The organism is Shewanella sp. HL-SH4 (assembly GCF_051164845.1).
In the GTDB taxonomy this organism is placed as follows: domain Bacteria; phylum Pseudomonadota; class Gammaproteobacteria; order Enterobacterales; family Shewanellaceae; genus Shewanella; species Shewanella glacialimarina.
Map to the genome: position 1 here is coordinate 2748607 of NZ_CP195037.1, position 15018 is coordinate 2763624.

The 15018-nt window shown below is 40.7% G+C and carries 17 protein-coding genes; 10 read left to right on the plus strand and 7 right to left on the minus strand.

The genetic code is table 11. The features are described from left to right. Window positions 1-123: 123 nt before the first annotated feature. Window positions 124-435 (minus strand): prephenate dehydrogenase, encoded by a 312-nt coding sequence (locus ACRWQL_RS13035; protein ID WP_434927239.1) that lies wholly within the window; start codon window positions 433-435, stop codon window positions 124-126. A 134-nt stretch (window positions 436-569) separates the two neighbouring features. On the opposite strand from ACRWQL_RS13035, the gene ACRWQL_RS13040 reads away from it, so the two are divergent. After that, complete coding sequence (locus tag ACRWQL_RS13040) at window positions 570-1433, plus strand: TraB/GumN family protein (protein WP_434927238.1); 864 nt, start codon at window positions 570-572, stop codon at window positions 1431-1433. A gap of 88 nt (window positions 1434-1521) precedes the next feature. On the opposite strand, the gene ACRWQL_RS13045 is transcribed toward ACRWQL_RS13040, so the two are convergent. Beyond that, window positions 1522-2298, minus strand: a complete 777-nt coding sequence (locus ACRWQL_RS13045; RefSeq protein WP_434950391.1) for a methyltransferase — start codon at window positions 2296-2298, stop codon at window positions 1522-1524. Between the two features lie 232 nt (window positions 2299-2530). Here ACRWQL_RS13045 and ACRWQL_RS13050 point away from each other — a divergent pair, with 232 nt between their 5' ends. Further along, window positions 2531-3367: a MaoC family dehydratase gene (locus ACRWQL_RS13050; RefSeq protein WP_434953380.1), complete on the plus strand. Its 837-nt coding sequence runs from the start codon at window positions 2531-2533 to the stop codon at window positions 3365-3367. Between the two features lie 65 nt (window positions 3368-3432). Here the strand turns inward: ACRWQL_RS13050 and ACRWQL_RS13055 are convergent, their stop codons facing one another. Together ACRWQL_RS13055 and ACRWQL_RS13060 are read right to left on the minus strand one after the other, a co-directional pair. After that, window positions 3433-4323: an aldo/keto reductase gene (locus tag ACRWQL_RS13055; RefSeq protein ID WP_434950393.1), complete on the minus strand. Its 891-nt coding sequence runs from the start codon at window positions 4321-4323 to the stop codon at window positions 3433-3435. Window positions 4324-4410: 87 nt separating this feature from the next. Further along, window positions 4411-6081, minus strand: a complete 1671-nt coding sequence (locus ACRWQL_RS13060) for a mechanosensitive ion channel family protein (protein ID WP_434950395.1) — start codon at window positions 6079-6081, stop codon at window positions 4411-4413. 206 nt (window positions 6082-6287) lie between these two features. Here ACRWQL_RS13060 and ACRWQL_RS13065 point away from each other — a divergent pair, with 206 nt between their 5' ends. Further along, window positions 6288-6614 (plus strand): hypothetical protein, encoded by a 327-nt coding sequence (locus ACRWQL_RS13065; RefSeq protein ID WP_434939220.1) that lies wholly within the window; start codon window positions 6288-6290, stop codon window positions 6612-6614. Here ACRWQL_RS13065 and ACRWQL_RS13070 read toward each other — a convergent pair. Further along, entirely contained in the window at window positions 6611-6736 is a 126-nt protein-coding gene (locus ACRWQL_RS13070; protein WP_434939219.1) for a hypothetical protein, read from the minus strand. The genes ACRWQL_RS13065 and ACRWQL_RS13070 overlap by 4 nt on opposite strands. A gap of 210 nt (window positions 6737-6946) precedes the next feature. Here ACRWQL_RS13070 and ACRWQL_RS13075 point away from each other — a divergent pair, with 210 nt between their 5' ends. The 6 genes from ACRWQL_RS13075 to rraB all read left to right on the plus strand — a co-directional run bounded on the left by ACRWQL_RS13075 (window position 6947) and on the right by rraB (window position 11688). Beyond that, a complete protein-coding gene (locus ACRWQL_RS13075; RefSeq protein ID WP_434939218.1) occupies window positions 6947-7240 on the plus strand; it encodes an ABC-type zinc uptake system zinc chaperone in 294 nt (97 codons plus the stop codon). A 121-nt stretch (window positions 7241-7361) separates the two neighbouring features. After that, complete coding sequence (locus ACRWQL_RS13080) at window positions 7362-8582, plus strand: hypothetical protein (RefSeq protein WP_434950397.1); 1221 nt, start codon at window positions 7362-7364, stop codon at window positions 8580-8582. Continuing rightward, window positions 8566-9471, plus strand: coding sequence for a metal ABC transporter solute-binding protein, Zn/Mn family (locus ACRWQL_RS13085; protein WP_434950399.1), 906 nt, complete (start codon window positions 8566-8568; stop codon window positions 9469-9471). The genes ACRWQL_RS13080 and ACRWQL_RS13085 overlap by 17 nt, the downstream gene beginning before the upstream one ends. A 3-nt stretch (window positions 9472-9474) precedes the next feature. After that, entirely contained in the window at window positions 9475-10257 is a 783-nt protein-coding gene (locus ACRWQL_RS13090; protein ID WP_434950401.1) for a metal ABC transporter permease, read from the plus strand. A 175-nt stretch (window positions 10258-10432) separates the two neighbouring features. Further along, window positions 10433-11167, plus strand: coding sequence for a 1-acylglycerol-3-phosphate O-acyltransferase (locus ACRWQL_RS13095; RefSeq protein ID WP_434953382.1), 735 nt, complete (start codon window positions 10433-10435; stop codon window positions 11165-11167). A 59-nt stretch (window positions 11168-11226) separates the two neighbouring features. Continuing rightward, window positions 11227-11688: a ribonuclease E inhibitor RraB gene (gene rraB, locus ACRWQL_RS13100; protein WP_434950403.1), complete on the plus strand. Its 462-nt coding sequence runs from the start codon at window positions 11227-11229 to the stop codon at window positions 11686-11688. A gap of 161 nt (window positions 11689-11849) precedes the next feature. Here the strand turns inward: rraB and ACRWQL_RS13105 are convergent, their stop codons facing one another. Together ACRWQL_RS13105 and ACRWQL_RS13110 are read right to left on the minus strand one after the other, a co-directional pair. Beyond that, entirely contained in the window at window positions 11850-12815 is a 966-nt protein-coding gene (locus ACRWQL_RS13105; RefSeq protein WP_434950405.1) for a diguanylate cyclase, read from the minus strand. An 18-nt stretch (window positions 12816-12833) separates the two neighbouring features. Then, entirely contained in the window at window positions 12834-13829 is a 996-nt protein-coding gene (locus ACRWQL_RS13110; RefSeq protein WP_434927227.1) for a response regulator, read from the minus strand. A 372-nt stretch (window positions 13830-14201) separates the two neighbouring features. On the opposite strand from ACRWQL_RS13110, the gene ACRWQL_RS13115 reads away from it, so the two are divergent. Then, a complete protein-coding gene (locus ACRWQL_RS13115; protein WP_434950407.1) occupies window positions 14202-15008 on the plus strand; it encodes a crotonase/enoyl-CoA hydratase family protein in 807 nt (268 codons plus the stop codon). Window positions 15009-15018 lie beyond the last annotated feature (10 nt).

Sequence of the window (15018 nt, forward strand, 5' to 3'; positions counted from 1 at the left end):
CCTCTCTAACAAAGCTGCGCTTATCGAATTTTAGCATTAAAAAATCCTGCAATGTTTAAATTGCAGGATTGAAGTATTATTTAACCATTGCTTTGGTTAAGCACTTATTATCCCTAGTTGAGGTTATTTACTTTGTTGTTTAAATGCCTGTAATGTCTGCAGTAGAATGGCCAACTTTTTAACAAATGCCTCAAGCGTTTCTGGTGCTGTGTGGACACTTTCTTGTATGGTTTCAAATTCTGTGGCAAGTTCTTGAACATAGGGTAAAAAGCGATTACTGCTCTGGCTAAAGCCATGTTCTTCTGTGAAGATAGCAACAAACTTACCGTGACCCGCCTTACGAAGTTCATCTAAGCGAATATCACAGTCAATGGCTTGCCTGTAAGCGACTTGTAGATTTTCTTTTAACTGTTGAATGACTTTGGTATACGGCATAAGAGTCTCTAAAACTAACGATGCATTTTTACAAATTATAAGGTTCTGACATGGATGCAACAAGGAAAACTCATCATAGTGTGAATATGAATATACAAATGTTAGCTATATTGAGTCTTAACGGGGAGGGAGTAATGCTTTTTTTTAAGCATATATTATTGATTGTATTAGCAAGTTTTTTTATTTCTCCGCAGTTATATGCCGCACAAGATGATAAACCCCCGTTCTATAAAGTGACCTGGAAAAATCAGCAAGCTTATTTACTGGGCTCTATTCATGTGGGTAAGGCTGACTTTTATCCTATGGCGCCTCAAATTGAGCGTGCTTTTGAGCAAAGTGCTGCCTTGGTGCTAGAAGCTGATGTTAACAAGGCTGATACCATGGGGTTATTACAACAATACGGCTACGCAGAGGCAGCATTAATTGAGCAAGCCAAACTAGTTACAGTGAAGTATTGCCAGTCAATGGAGCAATTTTGTTTAGCGATTCAGCAATTTGCGCCTTGGCTGCAAGCTGCACAAATCAGCATGATGCGCTTTACCGCTTTAGGATATAGCGCAGAGCAAGGTGTCGACGTCTCCTTTGCTGCAATACGCCAATCCAAACCTCTATTTGAACTTGAAAGTGTGGCTTTTCAATTTGAGTTGATTTCATCTTTTAGTCGGCATAGCCAAATTCAAATGTTAGACGAGGCGGTAAATGCCACTGATGCCGAAATGCTCGAGTTAATCGCAGCATGGCGTAACGGCGATGAAAAACAGTTAGCCAATATTATGGAGCAGCAAGCTGGAGAGTCAGACGAGTTGTTGAGTAAATTGCTATGGCAGCGAAATCACACCATGAGTGACAAAATGCTAGTATTGATGCACCAAAAAACTCAGCAACCGCTGTTTTTTATTATCGGTGCTGGTCATTTAGTCGGGCAGCAAAATATACCTCAATTGCTGCGTCAACAAGGTGCAGCAGTGCAGAACTGTTGGCAGCAAAGCTGTAATTAAAGCAGCCACTATATGATTAAGGAGAAATTACAAGCTCAAATGATATCGAGCAGTGCTAAGCCCTGCTTAGTTATCTTTTGAATCGAATTTAAGCTTGTTTAGCTAAAAAGTGCACATAACGACCAAGGGATAGATAGGGTTCACGCTGCGAATAAAGCAGTTCCATCTCTATCAGCTGTTTAATATCGAAATTAGGCGGTAATTGATGCTTTAAATAATCATTGATGACCCGAACACCAGACTGACAAACTATTTGTAGTTGCCATTGGTTAAACCATTGGCGGACGTCTTCGATATATAAAGGATGTGTAGGGGTTAAACCGACTTTCTTTTTAACTTTCATGTCACGCATGACATAGTCAAAGTTGCCAGAAACTAAGCTGTGAAACCGCATTGCCTCTTTGTTGTAAAACATTAAAGAGAATAGGCCTTGTGGCTTTAATAAGGATAATAATCCCTGCAGTGTTGATTGTGCATCGATTAACCATTCGGCCACAGCATGGCATAAAATGATATCAAACTGGCCATTAAGCTCAGGTGTTAAAGCTTGTATAGGGCTGTGAAACAGGGTGATGTTTAACGGTGTTTCACTCGCATCAATTTGTTGTTGCGCCTCGGCCAACATCTGCGCAGAAATATCACAAAGCACCACTTCGTGTCCTAGCACAGCTAACTTTTGGCTTAATAAACCAAAACCGCCGCCAGCATCTAATATCCGTAACGGTGAATGATTTAACGCGGCCAATAAAGCTATGGCAGGCTCAAGATCGCGCCACAATACAGCGGCTCTAATATGACCCTTAGTGGTGCCATAGATATTTTTAGCAAATTTTTGGCTTAGTTTATCGAAGTTAGTATCTTGCACAGTACATCTTTTTATTAGTTTGATAGGCGCTTATTCTGCAATGACTGTGGTGATGGGTAAAGCTAAAAGTAGCTGTATCTACTCATTGAACTAATGATAAATATTAAGAGTTAATTCAAGTATTTCAATTTTAGGGAAATACTGAGTTATAATATCACCACTATGGTGCAAGACGTGCCGTTTAAAAAGGGTTGTCACATTGAGTTTCGATTACAAAATTGATTTAAAAGCGATGCCATCGCTTTTTACACTTTATCGCAAAATATTCTTTAGCCGTAAACCTGGTTGGGATAAAAAACCGTTACCTAAAATTGCGATTCAAACTGATAATGTTTTTTTATCAAATGATAAAGTACGTCAATATGCTAACGTTTGTGGCTTTCAATTTGACGAGAAAGTGTTACCGCCCACTTATTTATATGTACTGGCCTTTCGTTTACATGCGGTGATATTTGCACACAAGGCGATCACCTTCCCTTTGCTTGGCATGATCCACCTTAAAAACAGTATTAGTGTATTACGGCCGGTGAAAACGCATGAGATATTAACCGTAAAGTGTCAGCTCACTAGCAGCACTGAAACAGATGCCGGCTTGGAGTTTGTGCTTGAGTCGAGTGTTTACGTTGCTGAAGAGTTAGTCTGGCAAGCGCATTCAACCTACTTGTACCGCATTGAGTCCGCCAAACGTCGTCCTCGGCCACCTCGAGCATCTGATATGGCTTGGGAAAATATACAGCAATGGCGCTTAACAGAAGATTTAGGTCGTCATTACGCCAAAGCATCAGGTGACTACAATTTAATTCATTTACACCCATTACTGTCAAAACGTTTTGGATTTGAGCGGGTACTTGCCCATGGTATGTGGTCAAAAGCACGTTGTATGGCACAGCTAATGCAATTTATTGGCGAGCGTCCATTTACTGTTGATGTGGAATTTAAATTACCCGTATTTATGCCATCAGAAGTGACTTTTGCCTATGAATCACTTGAAGATGGCAAGTGTTTTGAAATGCGTGATGTAAAGGGAAAGCGTCCCCATTTACATGGTAAAATGCGTTATCTAGATTAGGCTGCTCCCCTTGTAACCCTAAACCCTCGTAATAACAATACGAGGGTTATCTGACGTACTTTTGCTTAGGCAACACTGTGTCCCATTGATGCTTGCCAAATACTGAACCATTGTTGCTTGGTTAACTGAATGCTGCTTGAGTTTACTGCACTACGAATTCGTTCAATATTACCACTGCCAATAATCGGTGTCGGTTTACTGGGTAACATAGCGACCCAGGCATAAATAACCTGACTTATGTCTGCCGTGCTTACCTGGTCTGCCACCTCTGTTAAGCAGCTTCTTAATCGTATCGCTTGTTCTGTTTGCTCACTAAATAATGTACCGCCTCCCAAACATGACCATGCCATAGGGCGTATATTTAATTGTTGGCATTGATCTAATACACCATCGTTTAAATGGGTTAAGCATTGCGGTGATATTTCCACTTGATTGGTGATGAGTGGATCGTCTAGCCGTGACTGCAGCAAAGTGAAATGATGGGGTAAAAAATTGGACACACCAAAGTGGTTCACTTTACCTTGTTGTTTTAATTGTAAGAAAGCTTCAGCAACTTCATCTGCTTGCATTAAAGGATCGGGGCGATGAATCAGTAATGCGTCTAAATAATCGGTTTTTAGCTCGATCAGTGAACGCTCAACGCTTCGAATAATATGCTGTTTACTGGTGTCGTAATGATTGACGTAACGATTATCATAACCATCAAATGCAGGCTTGATACCGCACTTACTTATCAGTTGCATTTTCTGGCGTAAATGGGGAGCAAGGGCAAGGGCTTCGCCGAATAATGTCTCACATTGGTATACGCCATAAATGTCAGCATGATCCATGCTGGTTACCCCAAGCTCAAGATATTGCTCAATAAGCGTAAGCCTTTGTTGCTGGTTCATGTTCCATGCATCAATACGCCAAAAACCGGCAATAAAATCTGAAAATGCAAAATGAGATGTTGTCATGAAGTGTCCTAATATAAATTGATGCTAAAGTGATTCAACATAATCAATGTACCTACAGCGTAGTCGGTGCATTTTGTCTGTAGTTAGCTATTTCTGATAGATATGCACATCGCGTTGTGGGAACGGAATGCTAATGCCTTCAGCATCAAAGCGCATTTTCACTGCGCGGGTAATATCCCAATAAACATCCCAATAATCATCGGGTTTTACCCAAGGTCTGACGATAAAGTCAACCGATGATTCGCCTAACGTGTGCAACTTCACTATAGGCTCAGGCGTTGCTTGCACTTTTGGATGCTGGGTAACAATGTCTTTTAAAATTGTTTCAGCGTGCTCTATATTATCGCTATAACTGATGCCAAATGTCATGTCTACACGGCGCTGGTGCTCTGCGGTAATATTATTAATGGTGTCGCCCCAAATCTTGTTATTAGGAATAATAAGACGTTGGTTGTCTAGGGTTTTGATGGTTGTCGATACTAGACTCATATGGCTGACTCTTCCGGTTACGCCGGCGGCATTAATTAAATCACCCACGTCAAAAGGGCGATAAACTAAAATCATCATTCCCGATGCAAAGTTAGATAAGGTGTCTTGCAAGGCGAAACCAATAATCACACCCGCGATACCAAAACCTGCTAGCAAAGGGCCTAACTCAAAACCGAGTTGAGATAAGGCGACCAATAAACCAATAGCGAACACGGCTTTACTCGATAACGAAATAAAGAAGTCTTGTAATAATTTACTAAATTTAAGCTTGGAAGCTGTGACCGTTTTAGTGGCAACTCGGGTCACTATTTTGGCTATCAAACTGCTGATAAATAGTATTAATATAAAAATAATAATTTTAAAAGTAACGCTTGGGCCATTGTCTAAAGCCTGATGTTTAGCAACATTTGCCCATTCTTCCAGTAGGCTGGATGCAACATTAAAATTCAGCACATCTTGGGTGATATCCCCCGATATACTAAATAGGGTTTGTTTGATGTTAGCAGTGTCTTGACCTAATTGTTCTAACAGGGATGCGGCGGTCGATAAGCTGGCGCTATTTTGTGCTAGCCTTTCTTTGAGTGAACTCACGCGCTGCTTTTGCTCTGAGCTAATGTTGTCGCCTGCAGCAGTCGCTTCGCTGACTGATTTCTGTAGCTCATTTTGTGTATAAGACACTAGACTGTCTAGTCTATCTGCACGGGTTATTAAGCGTTTGGTTAGGGTTTTCCTTAAGGTTTCTACATCGAGTTTGACTTTTTCTGCCCAGATAATTGTTTCTAATTCAGCTTTAAGATAATGATCGCGTTGAAATTCGCGTTCTGAAATTCTCAATAAGATAGCATTATCACCGCTGCCACCATCTACCTGACTGCGAAGCTGAATGATATCGGTATTAAGGTAGTGACGTACTTGCTTTAAAAATACTAATTGAGACTGTACTAGTGGAACCACAAATTCCTCATCAATTTCACTGGCGTTAATCAAGTTATCGATCAGGTTTCTCAGTTCTATCACTCTGGTTTTAATGCGATATTCTGTAATTGATTTAATTTCACCTTTTAAGTCTGGTAATAAATCAATATCACCTTGAATGATTGATGATAATGATTCAATTTTATCGCGAACATCAGTACTGGTTTGATAGACGGGTTCGATTACCTGCTCGGGATTGATAGGTGACTCAGCGTGTGTGCTGACGGTGCTAAGAAGGCAAGCTAGAGTGAAACTGGCAGTAATAAGCATTCTTGATATATTCAGGCTGAGCATATTAAAAGATCCTGTGGGTAAGCTATGTTGATTTTGGCATGCAGGCGATGAGATATTTTATCATAAAGTGTTTATCTCGCTTAACCAATAAGCTTTTGGTACTAAGCCAATATTAGTCCATAATACGTCGCTGATTTAACAGGGTTGTAGACATATACTTAATATGCGTTACGTTTGAAAGGTATGTTTACCCGCAAGGATTTAAGATGTTATTACAATGTGCTTTTTGTCATAAAGGGTTTTCGGTAGCAAGTGTCACTCAAAGCCGTGGTAGAGGTCTTGGGTCGCATATTCAATGCCCTAAGTGTGGTGCTTGGTTAGGGCGGAATAAGTGGTTAACATCAGCCAAAATTATTGGCTTTTATGTTGCGGCAATAGCCGGTGTTGCAGGATATTATCTAGATAATGTGATGCATATTGTTACCCCAACAATCATTTTATCAGTGATATTGGTCGGGATAACACACATTATGGATCATTTAATTCTCATTGAGGCACCTGAAGACCAAGTGCCAAATATAAAGCTAGATTAGCTTATTATCTGTTCTTGGCTTTCTAAAGAGGCTTCCACCCAATAGATACCACCAAGTACAACAACGCCAATGATAACCATGGCAAGAATAATACCGATGTTTGCACGTATAAAGTTAGCCATGGTCAGTCCTATTTTTGAGATTTAACAGAATATGCGCCAATGTTACGAACATCAGCTTAAGTTTATCTTAATTTGATTAAGTCTTTCGTTGAATAGCCTAGTCGCGCACAAATTGGCGCTAAAAGTGATTTGTAACAATCTATAGCTTGCTTTTTTACTGCTGTCTTTTAGAATTGCTGCTTATTACATCCTCTTTAGTTTGGTATTTTTGTGAGATTTAGCCTTCAGTTAAAGCAACATATCGCAATTTGGCTTTGTGCCATTTTGATGGTATTGGCTTTGGCTGCGTCAAATCACAGTACTGAACACCATGAAGACGGCGTAAATTCTCATCACTGTACTTTGTGTTTTCACCAGCATCAGCTGAATAAAGTACTGCATGCATTTTCTTTTTCTATCCCGATCCAAAAACAGCAATATGAAGTTAGTGTCGATGTGTTGCCCGTTTTTTCATCAGTTAGCATATTTCATTACCACAGCCGTGGCCCTCCTTATACCGTGTAAACCTATTACAAATTGTTATTAATTTTTAATTGAATCGTCAGCAATTATTGCTTTGACGACGTTAAGTTTATGGTTTTAGTCTCGCTAAATGATATTGCGGACTAAAACGTAGGGAGCATGTATGTCTGTTTTAAAAACACCTTTATCTTTAGTCGCTATCGGCTGTGCGTTTACTTCTGTTGCCGTAATGGCGGAAGATTCAAGTTTAACTAACCCCAATATTAGTGCCGTGTTAGACGGTTATTATCAATCGGGTGATCGTGCAATGTCTGAACGTGCTGAAGGATTTGGTTTAGGTGAGACCGAACTGGCTATCAGTGCCAATATTGACGATATGTTTTATGGCAAAATGACCGCAGTATTAGCCAGTCATGATGGTGATACTGAGCTTGAATTAGAAGAAGCCTTTATTCAAACTATGGCTTTGCCAGAAGGATTATCTGTTCGCGCAGGGCGCTTCTTATCTGATGTGGGCTATCTGAATAATCAACATTTACACACAGACTCTTTTGCCGATCGCCCAGCTGCTTACCGTGCATTTTTAGGTGGTCATTATTTCGATGATGGTTTACGAGTGAGTATTGTTGCTCCAACTGATATTTACTGGAACTTAGGCCTTGAAGTGTTTCAGGGCGATAAAATGCACGCAGCTGATGAGCATGGTGAACGTGACTTTAGCGATTTAGGTGTATATACCGCTTTCACCAAGTTAGGTGGTGATATTGGTGTTGATAGCTCCTGGCAGCTTGGTCTAGCTTACCTGAGTAATGACAACGGCAAAGTGATTGGCGAAGAAGAAGAGCATGACCATTTTGATGAGGGCGATGCTCACGGTGGTCATGATCACAGTGCGCAATATACCGGAGAGAATACCTACATTGCTGATTTTGTCTATAAATGGGCACCTAATGGTAATTATAAATATCAGCACTTAACTGTGAGTGGCGAATACTTTCGTGTGACAGACATTTTTGGCGTTGAAGAATCTGATCACGACCACGCAGATGATGGGGAACACGACCATGACATCTTAAGCGAAGCTGCTAATAACGACTATCATGAAGGTTGGTATGTCAGTAGCGTGTATCAATTAAGCCCGAATTGGTCTACGGGTTTACGTTATGGTCAAGTGGATACTTTTGAAGCTCATGGCGATCATTTAGATCCACAGAAGCTAAAAGAAACTGAAATCAGTTTAGCTTGGCACAACAGCCACTTCTCAACGGTTCGCCTGCAATATACTCATCAGCAAGGGACTAATTTCGAAGGTTTTGAAGACGACAATATCATCACTTTACAATATGTTATGACATTAGGAGCTCACGGTGCACATCAATTCTAGAATGATTAAAATGGCTGCTGGGCTTGCGTTAATATGCTCGGCATCTGCCAATGCAGAGTTAAATGTATTTGCTTGTGAGCCTGAATATGCCGCATTGACACAGTCACTTGCGCCTGATGCCAAAGTGTATTCTGCCACCACAGCTATGCAAGACCCGCACTTGGTGCAGGCTCGCCCAAGCTTAATTGCCAAAATGCGTCAAGCGGATTTAGTGGTTTGTGCCGGTGCTGACCTTGAAATTGGTTGGCTACCTATGTTGCAGATGAAAGCATCTAACAACAGAGTTCGTTCAACGGATACAGGGTTATTCTATGCCGCCGAACATACCGACACCCTAGATAAACTCGAAAGTGTCGATCGTTCTATGGGGGATGTGCATGCTAAAGGTAATCCACATTTACATTTTGATCCGGTGAGAATGCTTGAAGTCGCTCAAGGTTTATCCGCTAAATTGATTCAGTTAGACCCGGACAATAAAGCGGCTTATACACAGGCTTTGAGTCAATTTAGTAGCCAGTGGCAAGCGAAAATTCCACAGTGGCAACAACAAGCACAAAGTCTGAAGGGTAAAAAAGTCATCGCCTACCATTCTAGTTTTCGTTATTTGTTTAACTGGACTGGGATTGAGCAGGTGGCAGACTTAGAGCCTAAGCCTGGTTTAGCGCCTACAAGCAGTCACTTAGCAACTTTACTTGCCCGTGCTGAAAAGGGAGATGTAATGGCGATAATCGTGGCATCTTACCAGGACGAGCGTGGTGCTGAATGGTTAGCGGAACGAGCTAATCTTAAGGTTGTGACTTTACCTATGTCAGTTGGCGGTAACGAGCAAAGTACTGACTTGATCAGTTTGTACGATAATGTGCTGTCGTTATTAAACGGAGTGAAATAACTCATGTTTGATTTCGAACTTGCCGCCATTTTATTACCTGCCTTAGTGGCAGGTTTACTCGTGTTATCCACTCATGTGGTATTAGGTCGGCAAGTGTTAAAACGTGGCATAATCTTCATTGATTTAGCCATAGCTCAAGTTGCCGCGCTTGGTGCTATTGTGTCTCATATTGATCACGATATTGAGAATATACCTTTTTCACACGTGTGGATGCCGGCGCTGTTCGCGTTAGCTGGTGCGGGTGTGATAGCCTGGATGGCACGTAAATTTGAAGGTGAGCTTGAGGCTTTTATTGGGTGTTTTTATGTGCTTAGTGCAGTTGGGGCTATGTTGCTGTTAGCCAATGATCCCCACGGCGCTGAGCTGTTAAAACAGTTGATGTCAGGTCAAATATTGTGGGTGAGTTGGTCACAATTAATCTTACCAGCAGCAGTGTCAGCAGTTATTTTAGCCGCTATCGCGATTAGACCTAACTTACTTGACGGCGCTGGTTTTTACTTTCTCTTTGCGATTGTAATTACTTTGTCTGTTGAGCTTGTGGGGGTTTATTTAGTCTTTAGTTCGTTAATTTTACCGGCACTCGCACTGAATAAATACTCAGGTAAAGCTAGATTAGTATTGGCTTATGTGGTCGGTATTATTGGTTATGTGAGTGGTTTATGGTTATCGGCCAGTTATGACCTACCTAGTGGTGCGGCCATTGTTGCCACCCTAGCTATCAGCGCCTTGCTATTTAGATTAGCCATTGCACAAATGAATAGAACCTCGCCAGTAGCGATGAATTAAATTATTTATTATTCATCTATAAAGACTTGTTGTTCATAAATAGTCTGTATCATCAGGCGAAATCGACGGTTTTCGTCGGTTTCGCCTTTTTTGAGCGTACACATGTATGCAAAATTGATTGAGTCAACTTGCTGGCATCGTTATACTGTCGCCAATTAATCCGCAGGAGTCTGTTGTGCTGCTAATCGCTCGTACGTTAATACTAGCCATACTATTGTGCCTTGCTTTTGTTTTGGTACTTATTTTATGTATCGTTCGTCCTATGCACCGTGACAATGTTCATGTGTTGGCTAGGATTTTTGCCTCAGTATCGCCAGTGCTCGGCATCAAGGTGATAACGCGTCATGTGCAACCCGACGTAGTTAATCAACAGAATATCTATTTAGGTAATCATCAAAACAATTTCGACCTGTTTACTCAAACTTCAGCAGTGCCTAAAGCAACGGTAAGTTTAGGCAAAAAAAGCTTGGCTTGGGTTCCCTTGTTTGGGCAGATTTACTGGCTAACGGGTAATATTCTAATTGATCGTAAAAACCGTTCTAGTGCATTTGATACTATGGCGAAAACGGTTAAAAAAATGCAAGAAAAGCACCTGTCTGTATGGATTTTTCCGGAAGGAACCCGTTCTAGAGGCAGAGGATTACTTCCCCTTAAAGTGGGGGCGTTTCATACTGCAATAGCTGCCCAAGTGCCAGTAGTGCCAGTATTAGCCTCTTGTCAGGCACATATTAAGCTAAATCGTTGGAACAACGGCGTGGTTATTGTAGAAATGATGGCGCCAATTACCACCCAAGGTGTAGATAAAGCAGACGCAAAGCTTTTTGCTGTGCAAGTACATACTATTATGGCTAAGCGTTTGGCTGAGTTAAATCTAGAAGCCGCCGAATTAATGGCTAAACCTACGGCTTAAGATAACGTATAATACACAGATTATTACCTTATCTATTTTTAAGTCATTTGGAGTACTTCATGTCCATCGAACGTCAGTTAAAAGAACAGTTAGCCGAAAACCGCGAAATTGTTGAGAACCTTATTGCTGATGGTTCTGAACCTGATGCTGAATACACAATTGAACATCATTTTTCATCAAATAACTTTGACCGTTTAGAAAAAGCAGCTGTTGAAGCATTCAAAATGGGGTTTGAAGTTAATGATGCAGAGGAAATGGAATTAGAAGATGGATCAATTATCTTCTGTTTTGATGCTATCTCAAATCATAAGTTAGAGGTTTCTTTACTTGATCAAGCTTGTGAACAGCTTATTACTATTGCTGTTAAACAAAAGGTTGATTATGACGGCTGGGGTACATACTTTGTCGGTGATGTCGAAGAGGGTGATGAAGAAGACGATGATTATGACGACGAAGACGACTTCGAAGATGATTATGAAGACGACTTTGAAGATGATGATAACAGTGTTAAAAAGCACTAGGTTCAGCTGAATTTTATTTCAAAATTAGTGTTAAATTCAGTTTAGAAAGGTCTTTTTAAATGAATCACTATTGAAATGGCAGACGTTGCCCTTAAACATAAAAACCACTCTAATGAGTGGTTTTTATGTTTAAGGGCTGATTAACTTGGTTTATCAGAAACCTATTCATTAGCGGTAAATACTACACTTTGGTTGCGACCATTTTGTTTGGCTGTATAAAGTGCTTTATCTGCACCTGATAACCAAATTGAGCTGTTCTCCGTACCAGGTTTAATTTCGTTAATACCCAGACTTACTGTTACCTTAATGATACGGTTATCACTTATAATTTCAGAGGCTTCAATTTTTTTACGTAATCTTTCTGTAAAATACAATGCGTCCGCTGAGCCTGTTTTAGCTAATACAATCGCAAATTCCTCTCCGCCATATCGGCCCGCACAATCGGTTTCACGTAAAGACTGCTTTAGTAAATGAGCAATATGCTGAATAACTTTATCCCCCGCTGGGTGCCCATATGTGTCATTTACACTTTTGAAGTTGTCAATATCGATCATCACCAATGTAGCGTGATCTTGATAGCGGATATGACGTTCATACTCACGTTCCATACAATGTTGCCAGTGACGACGATTATGTAATTGCGTTAATCCATCTGTTTGGCTCAACTCTTCAAGTTGCTGGTTCATTGCTTTAAGCTGCAATCTATTTACTGCGACGTCGCTTACATCGTAAACAATGATACTGATGTGGGTGATGTTACCTGTCAGTGAAGCGAGCGGCAGCAATGTAATATTTTGGTACATGAATTCAGCACGGCCCGTGATGGGGCGATAGTTTTTAAATTTAAACACGTATGGCCGCTGTTCCCAGCTGATGAAAGTGCGGTTTTTGAGCAAAAATACCGACTCCATTTTCTGTTTTAACCAGTCAGCTGGCACTTCCGGCAACTCAATAAACAGGTTCTTGCCTTTAATAAAGTTCGGTGAAATGCCGCTATGGTTTTCCATAAACCCATTCCACAGTTGTATATTGTAATTACGATCTAGCACAATTAAGCCGACATCAATGGTTTGTACCATATCGATAAGCCAGTGAAGTTCGTTCATTGCATCGTGATCATTTGACATATTAACAATATCCAACCTTTAATCGAGAAGATAACCTAGCTTGAAATTCAGCGTTGGTATTGAATCTTCGGTAAACAGTAGCAGCAAGTCGCATTGGATATTGTAATCTTCAATACGATAATTAATTTCCATAGCAAGCGTACGCTGCCACTTTTCAGAACTAGCATGTATAAGGTCGTTAACTGTACAGTGGCGGCCTAATACAATAGGGTGGCTTTGGCTAAACTTCATATCAAGTTGTTCAGATATACCACTTAAAAATGCACCAATGAGCACATTGCCGGTATCCATTAGTACTTCAACTTCGGTGTGAGTTTCTTCTTCACCGTTAATCTTCATCAGTTTTGCCATATCTTCAAAACTCGAATCATGAAACAGTAATAATGCTTCGCCAGCAACACCTGCCCCAATAAATCCCTGGCAAAGAGCTGATATCGATGAAGAGTCTTCAGTTGCCTTTAGTGCCATTGTCAGCTCACTGACTTCAAGCACATTAACGTTAGGAATAGGTAATACCACGAAAACATCTAGCAATTTTGACAGTAAATCAGCTGCACGTCCCATAGCAACGTTAGCGATTTCTTGGCAAGCATCACGTAGGTCGACTTTAACCATCGGCTGGATATCTGCTTCAGCACCCTGAGTAAGGGTGAGTATGCCGTATTCTTGTAAAATATTGCTGATAGCATCAGCGCTAACGGGTTTTTGGATAAAATCTAATGCACCTAAGGCTTTAACGCGCTCGTGGGCTTTTATTTGAATGTCACCGGAAACCACAATGATTAATGCAGGTAAGTCCTGCTGTTGAACGATTTGCAATACTTCATAGCCGTCCATTACCGGCATATTCAGATCAAGGAAAACAATTTCGCCTTTTCCTGCGCGAATAGCCTCAATGCCTTCGGCGCCATTATTGGCAAAAGTCACTTCCACATCCCAGTCTTTTGGGAGTGTACGTGCCATCTGTTTTCTTGCTAATGCAGAGTCATCGCATATTAGTACAGGAATGGTCATGTTGACTTGTTGTCCTTATTTTGCCTTGATGATGCAAGTATTTATTATCACGTGGGCAGCAATACAATCTGGGCGTTTATTTATTATATAAGACGTTTTACTACTTTATCTTTTATTCTAGGATACTCGTCAACAAGATGCGAAATTATTAATATTTTCATGCATACATTTAACAAGATAATTATGTATATCATGCAGTTTTTGACCAATTCTACTTAAAAATGCTGTAAAAAAAGTGAATGGTTTATTTATTGTATGTGCAGCACTGTCGACTTATTGACCTTAGCCAATAAGTCGACATGTTATATCTATTCGCTATATACAACAAACATGTTAACCTAAAATCTGGACTGACCAGTAAGGAAATGTTTCATGGAAAAGGATTTAGTGACTTTCGAGATAAGACAACAGATTGCTTATGTTTGCCTTAATCGTCCCGACAAAATGAATGCATTAAATTTTGATATGTTTGTCGCTATCGATAACACTATTAAGCGTATTGCTAAAGACCGTAGCATTAAAGCTGTTATCTTATCCGGCGCGCAAGGTAATTTCAGCTCAGGTTTAGATGTTAAAAGTCTGTCTAAAAAACCGTCGAAGGCGGTTTCTCTGCTGTTTAAATGGTTGCCAGGTAATGCAAATTTAGCTCAACGCGTATCGATTGGTTGGCAGAGACTACCCGTACCTGTGATTGCTGTTATTCAAGGTTGTTGTTTTGGCGGTGGGACCCAAATTGTATTAGGTGCAGATATGCGTATTGCAGAGCCTTCGGCAAAGTTTTCTATTATGGAAGCTAAGTGGGGATTGGTGCCTGATATGGCGGGGCTTGCCAGTTTAAGACACATTATGGCTAAAGATAAAGCGCTACAGTTAACCTATAGTGCACAGATCCTCACGGCAGATGATGCTTTAAAATATGGATTAGTGTCAGAGGTGACTGAGGATGCTACGGCAAGGGCTGAAGCTTTAGCTACACAATTTATGCAAACCTCACCCGATGCCATAGCGGCAATTAAACACAGTATTAATCGTAGCTGGGGCGCATCGGTTAGACAGCTATTAAGTCGTGAGTCGTTGAGTCAGATACGTCTTTTAATCGGAAAAAACCGTGTTATCGCTGCAATTCGTCAAACTAAAAATCCTGAGAAATCTTATCAACCTCGTCAACCATGGTGGTAGAAGCGGCTCC